This window comes from Streptomyces formicae (genome assembly GCF_002556545.1).
GTDB classification, from domain to species: Bacteria; Actinomycetota; Actinomycetes; order Streptomycetales; family Streptomycetaceae; genus Streptomyces; species Streptomyces formicae_A.
The window spans coordinates 8,114,968-8,131,464 of sequence record NZ_CP022685.1 but is presented as its reverse complement, the minus strand read 5'-3'; the positions used below and the strand labels follow the sequence as shown (position 1 = coordinate 8,131,464).

At 72.5% G+C, this 16,497-nt stretch carries 11 protein-coding genes; 3 read left to right on the top strand and 8 right to left on the bottom strand.

Annotated features, from left to right (window positions below):
* Nucleotides 1-79: 79 nt before the first annotated feature.
* Entirely contained in the window at nucleotides 80-1,735 is a 1,656-nt protein-coding gene (locus KY5_RS35370; RefSeq protein WP_098246024.1) for a cytochrome b, read from the bottom strand.
* Nucleotides 1,736-1,828: 93 nt separating this feature from the next.
* On the bottom strand, nucleotides 1,829-2,422 hold the full coding sequence (locus tag KY5_RS35365) for a maleylpyruvate isomerase family mycothiol-dependent enzyme (protein ID WP_098246023.1): 594 nt from the start codon (nucleotides 2,420-2,422) through the stop codon (nucleotides 1,829-1,831).
* 70 nt (nucleotides 2,423-2,492) lie between these two features.
* Between KY5_RS35365 and KY5_RS35360 the strand changes: the two genes are divergently transcribed.
* Complete coding sequence (locus KY5_RS35360; protein ID WP_098246022.1) at nucleotides 2,493-3,419, top strand: LysR family transcriptional regulator; 927 nt, start codon at nucleotides 2,493-2,495, stop codon at nucleotides 3,417-3,419.
* Here KY5_RS35360 and KY5_RS35355 read toward each other — a convergent pair.
* On the bottom strand, nucleotides 3,388-5,292 hold the full coding sequence (locus KY5_RS35355; RefSeq protein WP_098246021.1) for a helix-turn-helix domain-containing protein: 1,905 nt from the start codon (nucleotides 5,290-5,292) through the stop codon (nucleotides 3,388-3,390). The two genes, KY5_RS35360 and KY5_RS35355, sit on opposite strands and share 32 nt — an antisense overlap.
* A 50-nt stretch (nucleotides 5,293-5,342) precedes the next feature.
* The gene (locus tag KY5_RS35350) at nucleotides 5,343-6,737 is read right to left on the bottom strand and encodes an MFS transporter (RefSeq protein ID WP_199843377.1); all 1,395 of its coding nucleotides are present in this window, start codon (nucleotides 6,735-6,737) and stop codon (nucleotides 5,343-5,345) included.
* Between the two features lie 313 nt (nucleotides 6,738-7,050).
* Between KY5_RS35350 and KY5_RS35345 the strand changes: the two genes are divergently transcribed.
* A complete protein-coding gene (locus KY5_RS35345) occupies nucleotides 7,051-9,861 on the top strand; it encodes a M4 family metallopeptidase (protein WP_098246020.1) in 2,811 nt (936 codons plus the stop codon).
* Nucleotides 9,862-9,876: 15 nt separating this feature from the next.
* Here KY5_RS35345 and KY5_RS35340 read toward each other — a convergent pair whose 3' ends face one another.
* The gene (locus KY5_RS35340) at nucleotides 9,877-10,356 is read right to left on the bottom strand and encodes a carboxymuconolactone decarboxylase family protein (RefSeq protein ID WP_098247691.1); all 480 of its coding nucleotides are present in this window, start codon (nucleotides 10,354-10,356) and stop codon (nucleotides 9,877-9,879) included.
* A gap of 8 nt (nucleotides 10,357-10,364) precedes the next feature.
* A complete protein-coding gene (locus KY5_RS35335) occupies nucleotides 10,365-11,447 on the bottom strand; it encodes a dihydrodipicolinate reductase (protein ID WP_098246019.1) in 1,083 nt (360 codons plus the stop codon).
* Between the two features lie 154 nt (nucleotides 11,448-11,601).
* Here KY5_RS35335 and KY5_RS35330 point away from each other — a divergent pair, with 154 nt between their 5' ends.
* Complete coding sequence (locus KY5_RS35330) at nucleotides 11,602-14,382, top strand: helix-turn-helix transcriptional regulator (RefSeq protein WP_098246018.1); 2,781 nt, start codon at nucleotides 11,602-11,604, stop codon at nucleotides 14,380-14,382.
* On the opposite strand, the gene KY5_RS35325 is transcribed toward KY5_RS35330, so the two are convergent.
* The gene (locus tag KY5_RS35325; protein ID WP_098246017.1) at nucleotides 14,379-15,362 is read right to left on the bottom strand and encodes a diiron oxygenase; all 984 of its coding nucleotides are present in this window, start codon (nucleotides 15,360-15,362) and stop codon (nucleotides 14,379-14,381) included. The two genes, KY5_RS35330 and KY5_RS35325, sit on opposite strands and share 4 nt — an antisense overlap.
* Before the next feature lie 62 nt (nucleotides 15,363-15,424).
* Complete coding sequence (locus KY5_RS35320) at nucleotides 15,425-16,462, bottom strand: ornithine cyclodeaminase family protein (RefSeq protein ID WP_098246016.1); 1,038 nt, start codon at nucleotides 16,460-16,462, stop codon at nucleotides 15,425-15,427.
* Nucleotides 16,463-16,497 lie beyond the last annotated feature (35 nt).

Genomic DNA, 16,497 nt, shown 5'->3' with positions numbered 1-16,497 from the left:
CCGGCGGCCGGACCCCGCCGCGCACCACCCGCCGCGACTCCGCGGCCCCGGCCGCCCGCCGGGACTCCGCCGCCCCGGCTCAGTGGTGCTCGCCCTCCCCCCGCTGGATCGCGAGGTACTCCTCCGGCGTCGCCTTCGGCACCTGCGCCTTGGGCCCGTACATGGCGCGGGCCAGACGGGCCCGCAGCCGGTCGGAGCGGCCGACCTTGCGGGCGACGCCGTTTGCGTCGACCAGGGGCCCTATCTCGTAGGGCCGGGGCTGCTCATGGGCGGTCAGCGTGTACAACTCGGCCTGCGAGAGCGCCTCGTGGACCTCGATGTACTCGCCGTGCGGCAGCCGTTTGATGGTGCCCGTCTCGCGGCCGTGCAGCACCTTGTCCCGGTCCCTGCGCTGGAGTCCGAGGCAGATCCGGTGGGTCACGAAGAACGCGATGACCGGGACGACGAAGAAGCCGATCCGTACGAACCAGGTGATGGCGTTGATGGAGAGGTGGAAGTGGGTCGCCCACAGGTCGTTGCCGCCGCCGACCATCAGCACGGCGAACACCCCGAGCCAGGCGACGCCGAGCCCGGTGCGCACCGGTGCGTTGCGCGGCCGGTCCGCGATGTGGTGCTCCCGCTTGTCGCCCTTGACCCAGGACTCGATGAAGGGATAGACGCCGATCGCGAGCAGGATCAGCGGGAAGAGGGTGAAGGGGATGAAGACGCCCAGTTCGAGGGTGTGGCCCCAGGCGTTGATCTCCCAGCTCGGCATCACCCGGATCAGCCCCTCGGAGAAGCCGAGGTACCAGTCGGGTTGAGCGCCGGTGGAGACCAGGTCGGGCCGGTAGGGGCCGATCGCCCAGACCGGGTTGATGGAGGCGACCGCGCCCATGATCGCGAGCACGCCGAAGACGAGGAAGAAGAAGCCGCCCGCCTTGGCGATGTAGATGGGCAGGAACGGCGCACCGACCACGTTCTTCTCGGTTCTGCCGGGCCCGGCGAACTGGGTGTGCTTGTGGTAGAAGACCAGGATCAGGTGCGCGACGACGAGCCCGAGCATGATGCCGGGCAGCAGCAGGATGTGGATCGGATAGAGCCGCGCGATGATGTCGTTCCCCGGGAACTCCCCGCCGAACAGGAAGAAGGAGAGGTACGTCCCGATGACGGGGACGGAGAGGATGGCGCCCTGCGCGAAGCGGATGCCGGTGCCGGAGAGCATGTCGTCGGGGAGCGAGTAGCCGGTGAGGCCGGTGATGATGCCGAGGAACAGCAGCGTCCAGCCGAAGAGCCAGTTGATCTCGCGCGGCTTGCGGAAGGCCCCGGTGAAGAACACCCGCATCATGTGCACGAGCATCGCGGCGACGAAGACGACCGCGGCCCAGTGGTGGATCTGCCGGATGAGCAGCCCGCCGCGCACCTCCATGCTGATGTCGACGGTGGACTCGTACGCCCGGGAGACGAGCAGGCCCTTGAGCGGCACATAGGGCCCGTCGTACGTCACTTCGGCCATGCTCGGCTCGAAGAAGAGAGTCAGATAGGTCCCGGTGAGGATGAGGATCAGGAAGCTGTAGAGGCAGATCTCCCCGAACATGAACGACCAGTGGTCGGGGAAGATCTTGCGCATCTGGCTCTTGGCGAGGGCGTTGATGCCGAGCCGCCCGTCCGCCCAGTCGGCGACCCGCTCGCCTCTGCCGGGCTCGACCGGCCGCGCGGGTGGTCCAGGTGCCCCGGTGCGCTCGATGCGTCCGCTCATGCGACTCCCTTTCAGGCGGCTACCAGCGTAGGTCGCATGTATGACGTATCCAACAGGCCCGGATGTGACAACTGGCCATGCGGTGAACCGAGTTCAGGTCAGGGAGACCTTTCGGCCGTACGTGAGGAGCAGCAGGTCCTGCGCGGAGCCGTGCAGGGGCGTGCCGGTGCCGTAGGACCAGTCGAGGTCGTCGGCGTGCAGGGCGACGCCCGTGACGTCGGCGCCGAAGAACTTGAGGGTCTTGGGCGTGACCTGGTCCAGGAGGACGCGGACGCGGTCGAGGGGGACCTTGCGGTCCAGGCCGAGCGCGGCGGTCACGTCGAGCCCGTGCACCACGTCGTGGCCGAGCGCGTTCACGTAGCCGCCGACCGGGGGCGTCCAGGGGTGGTGGGCGTTGTCCCTGATCAGGGCGGCGAGTTCGGCGGTCGTGAACGCCGCGGCGTCCGCGCGGGCGCGGCGGTCGGTCATGCGGTGCAGGCTGCCGCGCGCCTTGACGAGCTCGGCGAGGACGCCGGGCAGGGAGTAACGGAAGCCCAGGGACATGTGGGCCACGACCTCGCGCACGCGCCAGCCCGCGCAGAGCGAGGGCGCCTCCCACTGATCGGCGCGCAGTCCGTCGAAGAGATCGGCGAGTTCCTTGCGTTCGGCGGCGATCGCGGCCCTGACTTCGGTGTCGTCGTTACCCATGCGTCCAGGCTGATCAAGGTCCGGCGATAAGTCCAAGAGTCTTCTGTGCTCGCCACTAGCATCATCGGTTATGGAACTTCGGCAGTTGCGGTACTTCGTCGCCGTGGTGGAGGAGGCCAACTTCACCCGTGCCGCCGCCCGGCTGCATCTGGCGCAGCCCGGAGTGAGCGCGCAGGTACGGCAGTTGGAACGGGAGCTGGGCCACCGCCTCCTCGACCGCTCGGGCCGCGAGGTGACGCCCACCGAGGTGGGCAGGGCGCTGCTGCCGTACGCGCGGGCCGCGCTCGCCGCCGTCGAGGGGGCGCGGCGGACGGCCGAGGAGTTCACGGGGCTGCTGCGCGGCCAGGTCACGCTCGGTCTCGTGTCGGGCGCCGCCATCCACGAGTTCGACGTGGTGTCGGTGCTCGCCGACTTCCACGACGCGCATCCCCAGGTCGAGATCTCCCTCACCGAGGACTCCTCCGAGCGGATGCTGACCGCGCTGCGCGGGGGCGAGCTGGACATGGCGCTCCTCGGCGTCGGCGCGGAGGAGCCGCCGCCCGGCATCTGTCTGCACATCGTGATCGACGAGCCGCTGGTCGCCGTCATGGCGCCCGACGATCCGCTCCTCGCGCCCGCCGACCGTACGGACGTGCCCCTGGCCGAGCTGGCGGAGCGCCCGCTGATCAGCCTGCCGCGCGGCACCGGTGTGCGCGGCGTCCTCGACCGGGCCTGCGCGGAAGCCGGGTTCAGGCCCCGGATCGCCTTCGAGGCGGCGGCTCCCGAGGTCCTGGTGCGGCTCGCGGAGCGTGGTCTCGGCGTGGCCGTGCTGCCCGGGATCTCCGACGCGGAGGCCGCGGCGTTCGGCCTGCGGTCGCTGGAGATCACGGATCCTCGTTCGCGCGGCAGGATCGCGCTGGCCCGGCGGACGGACGGGCCCGCGACCCCGGCGGCCCGCGCCCTGCTCGACAGGCTGCGCGAGAAGCTCACCCCGGCGGCGTCAACCGGTGGAGCCTGAGCGCGAGTTGGATCTCCAGGGTGCGGGCAGGGGTGTTCCAGTCGTCGCCGAGGAGCCGCGCGACCCGCTCCAGGCGCTGCACCACCGTGTTCACGTGGACGTGCAGCGCGGTCTTGGCCTTGGTCAGGCTGCGGTCCTTGCCGAAGTACGCCTCCAGGGTGCGGACGAGGTCGGTGCCGCGTTCGGCGTCGTAGTCGATGAGGGGGCCGAGGGTCGCCCTGACGTAGCCGCCCAGATCGGCCTGTTCGCCGATGAGCAGGCCGACGAAGCCGAGGTCGGCGAGGGCCGCGCCGCGCCCGGTGTGGCCGAGGGCACGCAGCGCGGACAGGCAGCGCAGGGCCTCTGCGTGCGCGGCGGGCAGCCCTTCGGGGCCCGTGACCGGTCCCGCCGCGCCGACGGTGACCGGGGCACCGACGGCCTGGCCGAGGTCGGCGGCGAGCGGGTGGACGGCCGCGCCCGGGCTCTGCGCGGGCGTCACGAGCACCACGTCGTCGTGGTGCGCCCCGGCGAGCCCGCTGTGCGCGCGGGCCGTGCGGTGCGCGGCGGCGAGCAGCCGCCGCCGTGGCACGCTCTCGCTGTGCGCGACGAACACCGCGAGCGGCCCCTCCAGGCGTACGCCGAGTCGGCGGGCCCGGCCCGCGAAGCCCGAGGGGTCGCCGGTGGTGGACAGCAGGTCGCCGAGGAGTTCGCCGCGCACCCGGTCCTCGGTCTCGGCCACCGACCGGCGCAGCAGGAGCAGGAGCGCGGTCACGACGCTCGCGCGCTCGAAGAGCCGCCGGTCGGACTCGGCGAGTTCGGCCCGCCCCGTCAGGGCGATGCTGCCGAGGAGTTCGGGGCCCGCGAGCACCGCGCACACCCAGGTGCCGTCCTGCGGGACCGCGCGGCCGCTGGCCCGTGACGCGGCGACGGCCTGGGCGGGCGGGGCGAGCGGACCGGACGCGGTGCGGGCCAGCTCCACGCCGTCCGCGTCGTGGATGAGGGCGCCGCCGTCGAGCAGGGCGGCGATGCCGTCGGCCACGTCGCCCGCGCCGCCGCCGCGCAGCACGAGGTCGGTGAGCTGGTCGTGGGCCTGCTCGGCGCGGCGCATGGCGCTGCTGTGCGCGCGGATCGTCTCGTTGGCGGCGTTGAGGTCGACGAGCGCGGCGCGGGTCTCTTCGAGCAGCCTGGCCCCGTCGATGGCGATGGCGGCGTGGTCGGCGAGCGAGGAGAGCAGCACGATCTCCTCCGTCGCGAACTCGCGGGCCGCGCGGTCGGCGGCGTAGAGCACCCCGATGACGCGCGCGCCGAGCCGCAGCGGCACGCCGAGGATCGCCCGCAGCCCCTCCTGGAGGACGGCGCCGTCGATGGCGTCGGTGTGGTGGAAGCGGGGGTCCTGCTGGTAGTCGCCGGTGACGTAGGGGCGGGCGGTCTGCGCGACGAGACCGCCGAGCCCCTCCCCCATGCCGAGCCGCAGCTGCTGGAAGGCGGCGGCGACACTGCCGTCGGTCACCCGCATGTAGGTGTCGCCCGCGCTCTCGTCGTTGAGCGAGAGGTACGTGACGTCGGTGCCGAGCAGCAGTTTCGCGCGGCGCACGATGGCGCGGAGCACGGCGTCCGGGTCGCGCAGCGCCGCCAGGTCGCTCGCGGTGTCGAAGAGCGCGGTGAGTTCGGCCTCACGGCGGCGGTGCGCGCCCAGGGTGCGGTGGACGCGCAGCGCCACGTCGGTGGCCTCGCCGAGCGCGGCGAGCTCTGAGGGGGTGGCACCGGCCTCGCGGGCGCGGGCCGCGGGGCGCGCGAACTCCTCGGCGGGCGCGCCCCGGTCCAGCAGGTCGAGCAGCGCGCGCAGGCCGGCCGGGGGTTCGGCGTGGTCCGTGCCTCGGGTGGTGGGGAGCATGGAGCGATCGTCTCCCGGCCGGGTGGCCTCGGTCGATGGGGCGGTGCCGGTCAGCCGCCGAGCGGCACGGAACCCTGCCGTTCGACCGAGGAGCCGGTGTCGGCTCCCCTCGCACCGGCTCCGTCCACGGCCTCGTCCCTGGACAGGTCGCGGCCCCTGGTCTCCCTGGCGAACCGCACGGTCACGGCGGTGACGAGGGCCGCGCAGGACATGTAGAGGGCGACGGGCAGCGCCGACTCGTAGTCCTTGAGCAGTTCCACGGCGATGATCGGCGCGAGGGCGCCGCCGACGATGGACGCCAGCTGGGAGCCCATCGAGGCGCCGGAGTAGCGCACCTTGGTGTCGAAGAGCTCGGAGATGAACGCGGCCTGCGGCCCGTACATCGCGCCGTGGAAGAGCAGTCCGACGGTGACCGCCAGCGTGATGACGGGGAAGGAACGGGAGTCGAGCAGCGCGAAGAAGGCGAAGGCCCAGCCCGCCATGCCGAGCGCGCCGATCAGCATCACCGGGCGGCGCCCGACGCGGTCGGAGAGGGCGCCCCACAGCGGGATGGTGACGAAGTGGAACGCGGAGCCGATGAGCACCGCGTTCAGGGCGTCGCTCTTGGGGAGTTCGAGGTGGACGGTGACGTAGACCAGGACGAAGGCCGTGAGGATGTAGTACGAGATGTTCTCGCCGAAGCGGGTGCCGATCGCGGTGAGCACCTCGCGCCAGCTCCTGCGGAACACCTCGACCACGGGCGGCTTCTCCTCGGCGCCCTCGGCGGCGGCCGCCTCGGCCTTGCGCTGCGCCGCCAGGAAGACCGGTGACTCGGTGACCGAGACGCGGATCCACAGGCCGATCATCACGAGCACCCCGGACAGCAGGAACGGCACGCGCCACCCCCAGGCGAGGAACGCCTCGTCCGACTGGACGGCGGCGAGCAGCGCCAGCACGCCGGTGGCGAGCAGGTTCCCGCCCGGTGCGCCCGCCTGCGGCCAGGAGGCCCAGAACCCCCGGCTCTTGTCGCCGCCGTGCTCGGAGACGAGCAGCACGGCGCCGCCCCACTCCCCGCCGAGCGCGAAGCCCTGTACGAGCCGCAACACGGTGAGCAGGACGGGAGCGCCGACGCCGATGCTCGCGTGGGTGGGGAGGAGTCCCATCGCGAACGTGGCGCCACCCATCATCAGGAGGCTGATGACGAGCAGCCTCTTGCGCCCCACGCGGTCGCCGAAGTGCCCGAAGACGACTCCGCCGAGCGGCCGGGCCGCGAAGCCCACGGCGTAGGTGAGGAAGGACAGGAGGGTGCCGACGAGGGGGTCGCTCGACGGGAAGAACAGCGTGTTGAAGACGAGTGCGGCGGCCGAGCCGTAGAGGAAGAAGTCGTACCACTCGATGGTGGTGCCGACGAGGCTCGCGGCGACGATCCTGACGAGGGCGCGCGGCGGTTGGGCGGTGGTGGCCATGTGCACCACTTCCGGATGGTGGTGGGCGGGGACGTTCCGATGTCGCCACACGGTAGGAAGCCGCAGGTCGACGTCACATGTGCCGGTGCACCACAGTTGCCGCTCGGGGCATGGTGGCCGCGCCCATGCCGATGGTTCCGGGGCGGGGTTCGCGAGCGTTCAACTCTTTGTCCAAGTACGCGTAGAGGCACGCACCTGGCGCAACTTGTGACACGGCGTTATCACTTGATCCACATTCGTCTGACATCTTCAAGATCAAGAGGGCCGCATGACCTGCGGCCCTGCCGTAGAGGGGAACGTGAACAAGTCACCCATGAGGACAACACCCAAGAGACCCAAGGGACTTCGCACAGCGGGCATACCCAGCGCGGCCGGTGGTGTCGCCCTGCTCGGCGTCTCCGCGCTGCTCGCCCTCGCCGTGCCGGTCGCCCACGCCGCCGACCCCGGCGGCCCTGACCCCGTGCCCGAGCTGATACCCGGCCTGCACACCGCGACGCCCGCCCTGGTGGACGGGATCGAGGAGCCCGCGCAGGACTCGGGCCCCGCGGCCGCCGCCGCGAAGAAGCACCTCGAGGAGAAGAAGAGCCGCTACCGCATAGCCGACCCCCGGCGGGACCTGACCGCGGGGAAGACGGTGCGCGGGCGGACCGGCGAGGCCGTGCGCTTCCAGCAGAAGCACAAGGGCATACCGGTGCTCGGCGGCCAGTACCTGGTGCGCCTTGCGGAGAAGGGCGGCGACCGGGTCGTCACCGGCACCTCCGGCAAGTACTTCACGGGGCTCACGGTGGGGGCCGGGGCCGAGGTCTCCGAGAGGACCGCCGTCGAGCGGGCCACCGCGGCCGCCCTCTCGGGCCTCTCCGAGGGCGGGGCGGGTCAGTGGTCCAAGCTGAGCGGCCCCGCCGCGAAGAAGCCCGCGGAAGGCGCCAAGAAGCAGCGGGGCAAGAAGAGTTCACTCAGCGGGAAGTCCCACGGCCTCGTCGTCCTACCGCAGGGCAAGGGCGTCCTGACGTACCACGTCACGGTGACCGGCGAGGACCCCACGACCGGGGCGCCGGTCAAGCAGGAGATCTACGTCGACGCGAACGCCGGTTTCCCGGTGCTCAGTTACTCCGGGATCCAGGCCCTCGACGACGCCCCGGCCGGACACCCCGGCACCAAGGGCTCGGGCGTGAAGCTCGACGGGAGCAAGGTCGCCCTCGACGTCACCAAGGACGCGCGGACCGGGGCGTACGGCCTGATCGACCAGCGCCGCCAGTGGGGCGGCAGCAAGAACCCCATCACCACATACGACGCGCGCGACGTGGACGCCAACGACGCCTCGGGCAAGTGGCCTTCGGGCCTCAAGGACGTCACGTCGCCGACGCCCGAGTTCGGCAAGGACGCCACCGAGGCGGGCGCGGTCGACGCGCACTGGGCGGCCGGGCAGGTCTACGACTACTACAAGGCCAAGCACGGCAGGGACAGCCTGGACGACAAGGGCATGGCCATCAACTCCCTGGTGGGCGTGACGGATCAGGGACAGCCGTTCGTCAACGCCTTCTGGGACGGCCAGAAGATGGTCTACGGAGGCGGCGACGAGGAGAACAAGGTCTTCTCCGCCGACCTGGACGTGGTCGGCCACGAGATGACCCACGGCGTCGTCGAGCACACCGCGGGCCTGGTCTACACCGGCCAGTCGGGCGCCCTGAACGAGGCCGTCGCCGACTACTTCGGCAACGCGATCGACGTCACCGCCACCGGCAACGAGGACTCCCCCGAGGCATCCCTGATCGGCGAGGACCTGTGCCGTACCCAGGGGCCGAAGGACTGCGCGATGCGCGACCTCAACGACGGCCGCACCACCGCCAAGGACTTCCTCGGCGTCACCTACGCCACCGACAGCGGCGGCGTGCACCTCAACTCCACCATCTTCTCGGGGGCGTTGTGGGACATCCGTGAGGACCTCGGCGGCAAGCGCGCCGACCGGATCGTCTACAAGGCGCTCACCGAGTACCTCACCCCGCTCGACGGCTTCACCGAGGCCCGCAACGCGGTCGTCGCCGCCGCCAAGGACCTCGGCGTCAAGGGCGCCGACCTGCGCTCGGTCACCCGGGCCTTCGACGCGCACGGCATCGTGAAGGGCTGGGAGAAGGCGATCGGCGCCGACTCCGACAAGCTCCTGGGCGACCTCAACATCAAGCGGACGGGCGCGGGCGCGGGCGGTGGCTGGTGGGCCACCTCCAAGTCCGACGAGGAGGGCGGCGAGCCGTACTCCGTCTACGCGGGCCGCACCGACGGCAAGGGCACCCCGAAGCTGCTCAGCCCCAACGACGGGCGCTTCCACGTCTATCCGGACACCGACGGCAAGACGGTGGCCTGGGTCGCGTACGGCGCGGACAGCGTGGACGTCCTCTCACGCCCGCTCAAGGGCGGTCCCGTCAAGAAGCTCTGGTCGGCGGGGACGACGGTCGGCAACGTCAAGGTCTCCGGTGACACCGTCGCCTGGCAGGAGTCGAGCCCCTTCGGGCAGCAGCGCGTCGCCTACATCAAGCCCGGCGAGCGCGAGCCGCACTTCGTGGACGGCGGCCGCTACGAGGTGGCCACCGCGCTGCCGACACTGAGCGGCGCCAAGCTCGGGTACGCCAAGGTGTACACCGACAAGGACGGCATCCAGCAGGTCTCGACCGAGATCACGGACGTGCGCACCGGCAAGCAGACGCTGGTCCCCGCCAAGGAGAGCCGCCTCGGCATCTCCACGCCGACGATCAACGGGAAGTACCTGTACTGGCTGGTCGACGACATCGCCGACGACAACCGGCAGGGCCTTCGCCGCGCGAAGTTGGACGGCACGGGCCTGACCGACGTCATCCCCGAGGACGGCGACGACTCCTACTTCTGGGGCGTGGACGCCTCCGACAGTGCGCTGACGCTGACCCAGTGGAAGCCCGAGCAGGGCTGGAGCAACAGCAACCTCACCAAGCTCGTCCAGACCGACCTGGACGGCAAGGGCCGGGGGCGCGTGTCCTGCAACCGCGGTGAGCAGAGCTACGGCGCCGCCGACACCGGCACGCGCGTGGTGTGGATCGACGGCACGACGGGCCACACCGACCTGGTGACCCGGGCCCGCCCCGCGGGCACCTGCTGAACCGACGCGTGAGCGTCAGGGCCTGGGCAGCACGCACACGCTGTCCAGGCCCAACACGTGGTTGAGCCTGCCGAACGCCAGCCACGAGCCGACGCACATGCTCAGCTCCACGATCTCGCGCTGGCTGTAGCGCGCGGTCATCCGCTGCCAGAACTCCTCGTCGAGGCCGTGGTGGTCCAGGGTGTAGCGCTCCGCGTACTCCGCGGCGAGCCGGGTGCGCTCGTCGAAGGCGTCGGTGGTGCGCCACCCGGTCACCGCGTCCGCGAACTCCTCCTCGACCTTCTCGCCGTCGCGTTCGGTGCGCCAGTCCAGGCAGAAGGCGCAGCCGTTGAGCTGCGCGACCCGCAGCCGGGCCGCCTCGAACTCGCGCAGGCCGAGCGTGGTGTGCTCGTACACCGCGAGCGAGAAGTTGGACGCGGCGATCCCGATGCCGGGGACCATCTCGCCCCACACGTATCCGATGGGTTCCTTGCCGTCGGGGATGTCGATGTGCATGGCCGCGTTCATGGCTGCTTCCTTCCGAGTCGGCCCGCCGCGGGGCGCAGCGGGACGTCGAGCGCGTCATAGAGGCCGGGTTCGTGCTCCACGAGCCAGTCGATGGCGTTGACGAGGCGTCCCGCCGCGGTGGCGTTGCCGCCCGCCGAGCGGTTCTCGCCCTCGTCGGTGGCCTCGACGGTGACCTCGATGCGCGGGCGGCCCTCGACGATCACGCGGTGCGCGCCGTCTCCGCCGTCGGGCGGGGCGGGCCAGTCGGGGGCGCAGGACGGGTGGATGCGGGTGATGTGCTCGATGACGATGCGGGGTTCGCCCCCGACGATGCCCCGCACCTCGAACCGCACCGCGCCCTGCGTCCCCGCGGCGAACTCGCCCATGGTCCTGGTCGCCACGGTGGCGTCGAGGGCACGGCGCTCCAACGTCTCGCGGATCTCGTCGAGTTCGGCGCCGAGCGCCCTGGCCATCAGCCGGATCTGCCCGCCCCACACCATGGTCGGCACGCTCGGGGCGAGCATCAGCGGTTCGTACTCCATCGGGTGGCCCATGCCGATCAGATGGCGGACCGAGTCCTCCTGGTCGTACGTGGAGTAGTCGAAGATCTCCTGGCAGCGGATGGCGTCGACGGTGGAGCCGAGCCCACTGACCAGGAGCGGCAGCACGTCGTTGCCCCAGCCGGGGTCCACGCCGGAGACGAACAGCGACCCGCCGCCGGACGCGACGGCGGCGAGCACCGGATCCCTGAACTCGGCGGGCGCGCCCCGCCGTTCGTAGAGCGGGTACAGCGCGGGCGTCACCACCACCGCCCCCGCCCCGACCGCCCTGACGACATCGGCGAGCGCCTCGTCCGGGCGGATGTCACCGGACGCCGCGTACACCACGGCGCCCGGCCCCGCCGCGAGCACCGCGTCGACATCATCGGTCGCCGCGACGCCCAACTGACTCTCCAGACCGGCGAGTTCACCCGCGTCACGGCCGACCTTTCCGGGGCTGTGCACCAGGACCGCCGCGAGTTCGAGCGACGGATGCGCCTCGACGGCACGAATGGCCGCACGGCCCACGTTGCCCGTTCCCCACACCACCGTGGAAATCATGCGCGGAGGGTAGCGGGGGGATCTTCGGGTTGACAGAGCCGGTGCGCGAGCGGATCGACGGAGTTCCCGCGATGCCGTGAGCGTGCCAACTCATGGCCGGATACGTACCGTTCGACCGCTCTCCCAAGTCCTGCCCCGCCGGTACGCTGAAGTCATGCTCCTGGGGCGCTCCGCGGAATGCGCACGTCTTCTTGCCCTCATCGACAAGGCACGCGGGGGCGAGAGCGGCGCGCTGGTCATCCGCGGTGAGGCGGGCATCGGCAAGACCAGTCTCGTCTCGTACGTCGCGGACACCGCCGACGACCTGCTGCGGATCGGCACCCGCGGCGTCGAGGTCGAGTCGGACCTGCCCTACGTGGGCCTCGCCGATCTGCTCAGGCCCGTACTGCACTTCCTCGACCGGATACCGGAGCGTCAGGTCGCCGCGCTCACCGGCGCCCTCGCGCTCGGGCCCGCGGAGGCGCAGGACCGGTTCGCGGTGGCCGCGGGCACCCTCAGTCTGCTCGGGGTCCTCGCCGACGAGGGACCCGTGCTCGTCACCGTCGACGACGCGCACTGGCTCGACCCGTACTCACTGGACGCGCTCGCCTTCGCCACCCGCAGGCTCAGCCGCGAAGGTGTCGTCGTCCTGTTCACCACCCGCGACGCCCCGGAGGAGACGGCCTCGCGGCTCGCCTCGATCGAGACGCTGACGCTCGGCGGCCTCGACCCGGACTCGGCGCACCGGCTGATCGCGGAGGAGGGCACCGCCGAGCTGACCGAGCGGGAGACGGCCCGGCTGCTCGCCGAGGCGCGGGGCAACCCCCTGGCGCTCATCGAACTGCCGGCGCTGCTGGCGGGCAGCGACTCCGAGGGCGAGGGAGAGGACTCCGGGGCACCGCTGCCCATCGGCGAGCTGCTCGCCCACACCTTCGGCAGCGCGGTCGCCCGGCTGCCGTCGGAGGCGCAGGACGCGATGCTGCTGCTCGCGGTCCTCGGCACCCGGCCGCTCGCGGGCACCGAGGCGGCGCTGCGGGCGCACGGGCTCAGCTACGAATCGCTCGAGGCGGCGGAGGCGGCGGGCCTGGTCGTCGAGGAGCGGGACGGGTACGCCTTCCGGCACCCCCTTGTCCGCTCCGCCGTCTACCACGGGGCGACGCCGGTGCGCAGGCGGCGGGCCCACCACGCCGTGGCCCGCTCGCTCCAGGGCGCGACCGCACCCGCTCTCGAGCAGTACGCCTGGCACCTGGCCGCATCGGGCGCCGAGCCGGACGAACACGTCGCCTCGCTCCTGGAGAACGCGGCGTCCGGCGCCCCGGAGACCCTCACCTACCCCCTCGCGTCCCGGTTGTACGAGCGGGCCGCGCGGTTCACCCCCGCGGGCCAGCGCAAGGCGGAGCGGCTCCTCGACGCCGCGCGCGCCTCGCAGGCCGCGGGCTCCCTCAACGAGGCGGCGGCGATCCTGGACCGCGCCCTGGAACACGCCGAGCAGCTCGGCACCCGGCTCGACATCCGCCAGCTCCGCTGCTACCTGGACGTCCAGCGGGGCCAGCCGACGCGTTCGCGAGAACTGCTCAGGTCGGCGGTCGACGAGGCCGAGAAGGTCGACCCCGCGCTCGCCGCGGTCATGCTCGGCGGCATCGCCCTGACCGAACTCGCCGTCGGCGACCTCACCGCGGCCCGCCGCTCGTCGGCGGCGGCGATGGACATGGCGGGCTCCGCCCAGGCGGCGATGCTGCCGGTGCGGCTCCTGCACACCCTGGTGCTGCTGCTCGGCGGTGACGCGGACGCGGGCAGGGAGCTCCTGCGCGAGTTGGCCGAGCCGCTCGCCTCGCCCGATCCCGCGTTCCCCTACCCGCTCTCCGGGGTGGGCGGCCTGTGCCATCTGGCGGCGGAGGAACTCGACGAGGCACACGGCCTCCTCGACCGCGCCGCGTACACGGCGCGCGGTTCCAGCGCGGTGGGGCTGCTCTCCCATCTGCTGTGCACCCTGGCCGTGGTGGAGTTCTGGCGGGGCCGCTGGACGCCGTCGCTCGCCCACGCCGACGAGGCGGTCCGCCTCGCCGAGGCCACCGGGCGCCTCATCGAGGTGCCGCGCGGGCTCGCCGCGCTCGCCAGGACCGAGGCCGCGCTCAACCGCGAGGAGGACTGCAGGCGGCATGCCGCGCAGGCCGAGGAGTGGGCGCTCTCCACCGAGCTGCCCATGGACGCGGCCCGCGCGCGCGGCGCCCTCGGCCTGCTCGAACTGGGCCTCGGCCGCTTCGAGGAGGCCGTGCACTGCCTGGAGGACGTGCGCGCCTTCTCACGGGAGCACGGGCGCGGCGACGGCCTCTATCTGACCTGGGCGGCCGACCTGGCCGACGCGTACGTCCATCTGCACATGACCGCCGAGGCCCGCGAGGTCCTCGACGTCCTGGAGTACGAGGCGGGCCGGGGCCACCGCCCGGTGACCGCGGGCGCGGCGGCGCGCTGCCGAGGGCTGCTCGAACCGGGGGACCCGGAAGCCGCCTCGCGCCACATGGAGCGCTCCCTCGCGCTGCTCTCCGAGCGCCCTGTGCCCTTCGAGCGGGGCAGGACCGAGTTCGCGTGGGGCGAGCAGCTGCGCAGGCAGGGCAGGCGCAGCGAGGCGCGGCGCCTGCTCGAACGGGCGCTCGCCACCTTCGAGCGGCTCGGCGCGACCGGATGGGCGGCGCGGGTGGCCGCCGAACTGCACGCGGCGGGCGGCACCGAAGTGCGCCCGGAGCGGGCGCCGTTGGAGCGGCTGACCCCGCAGGAGCTCCAGGTGGCGTTGGTGGTCGGCCGGGGTCTGACCAATCACGAGGTCGCGGAGCGGCTCTTCCTCAGCGTGAAGACGGTGGAGTTCCACCTGAGCAACATCTATCGCAAGCTCGACGGGGTGCACCGCAGGGCGCAGCTCGTACGCCTGCTCGCCCAGGCCGCCGAGGTCCCGGTCTAGGCCCCCGACTGCCGACGCGGCCGCTCCTGCGGGGCACCCCCGCGCACGTCGGCAAGCAGCCCCGCCGCGCCGAACGCCTCGGCCGCGCCCGGCAGTTCGAGCACTCCGGCGTCCCGGAAGAGGCGGACGGAGTGGCGTGCGCTGGTGCGCAGCGCTGCCGTGCTCGCCGGGGAGCGGTAGCTGTCGGCGATGACGTCGCGCACCGCGTCGGGCCCGAGCCCCGCGACGGTCAGGGCGGCACCCACCGGCCGCAGGTCGGGCGAGAGGCTGGAGACGATCAGCTCGGGGAGGCAGCGGGCGGCGCGCCGTTGGAGCGAGGTCGGCAGGTCGTGCCAGAGCCGCTCGAAGAACCGGGAGAAGTACACGTGGTGGTGGCCCTCGTCCCTGGCGTGGTCGCGGACGATCTCCCGCACCACGGGCAGCACGTCCCGGTCCTTGGGCACCTCGTCGAGCACGGAGGTCACGAGCGTCTCGAAGACGACGACCTGGAGCAGCTGGGCGAGGACCGGCTCCCCGGCGAGGAGTTCGGCGCCGATGCCGTCGAGCTGGCGCAGGAACGGGTCGAAGGCGTACGGCAGCGGCGGGATGCCGGTGCCCGCGGCGATCTGCTCGACGACGTCGAGGCTGAACAGCGCGTGATAGCCCTCGTCGCAGTAGATGCGGTAGGCGTCGAGCCTGACCTGCGCGGGCAGGTCCAGGCCGGTGCGGCCGTCGGCGATGCGCTCGGTGGCGCGGTTGACCACGCGCGTCTCGAAGTGGGCGGTGAAGTTCAGGTAGTGGTAGAGGTGGCGGGCCAGGAGTTCCTGGCGGCGCCGCTCGGGCAGGGCGCGGACCAAGGGGTGGTCCCAGTAGGGCACCAGGTGGTGCGGGAAGAACCGGGCCGCTGGGTCCAGGGGCCCGGCGACGGTCCGGTGCGGGCCGCTGCGCACCCCCGACCGCTCGTACCAGTCGTGGTTGTCGTGGGACTCGTGGTGGGTCATCTCGTTCTCTGCACTCTCTGCGCTCTCTGCACTGGACTCTCTGCACTGGACTCTCTGCGGGGTCAGCGGGGCAGCGCCGTGCCGAGGCCCCGGTGGCGCGCGACGCGGAAGACCCGGTGGGCCAGCGCGATGTCCTCGACGGCGAGCCCGAAGGGGTTGACCACGATCAGCTCGTCGTCGCCGGTGCGCCCGGGGCGTGCCCCGGTGAGCACCTCGCCGAGGGTCGCGGCCTCGTCCTGCCGGACGCGGCCCGCGCGCAGCAACGTGCCGAGCAGGCGGTACGGGTCGTCGCGGATCAGGTCCCAGTCGTCGACGTAGAGGCGGTCCGCGCCGGTCAGCACGGACTCGGTGAAGTCGTCGAGCGAGACGTTCACCGCGAGCGCGCCGGGGGCCAGCCAGGAGCGCTCGACGTAGCCGCGCCGGGTGTGGGTGCAGGCGATCACCACGTCGGAGCCGAGCGCGGCCGTCCGCGCGTCGACGGCCGCGGTGACCTTGACGTCGTGCGCACCGAGGGCGGCGCCCATGTCCCGCTCGAACTGCGCGACGCGGCCGGGGACCGCGTCGTACACCCTGATCTCCTCGATGCCGGGCAGCCTGCGGGCCAGCATCAGCGCGTGCTCACGGGCGATGACGCCCGCGCCGTAGAGGGCCGCGGTGCGGGCGCCGGGACGGACCAGGTGACGGGCGGCGAGCACGGAGACGGCGGCGGTGCGCAGCGCGCTGATGTGGGCGCCCTCCATGACGCACAGCGGGCGTGCGGTCCTCGGGTCGAAGAGCACGGTCAGTCCGCTGGCGCGCGGCAGCCCCTGGGCCACGTTGGCCGGGTTGGCGTTGGTGATCTTCGTGCCCACGGCGGTGAGACCGCCGTACACCAGACCCGGCACGCCGGTGCTGCGGGCCTCGCCGCCGTCCGGCGGTGTCCAGTCGAGGCGGGCCTCGGGCGGCAGCACGGTCCGTTCACCGGCGTGCGCGACGAGCGTCTCGTGCATGCAGGCCAGCGGGTCGATCTCGGCGCAGGCCGCGCGCACTTCGGCGCCGGAGAGGTAGGTCAGGGTGTCGGCTGCGGGCAGGTGAACGGTGTGGTCGTCGTGAGCGGGCATGGTGGTCGGGTCCCCCGTTGTGGTGCGCGCCGCGC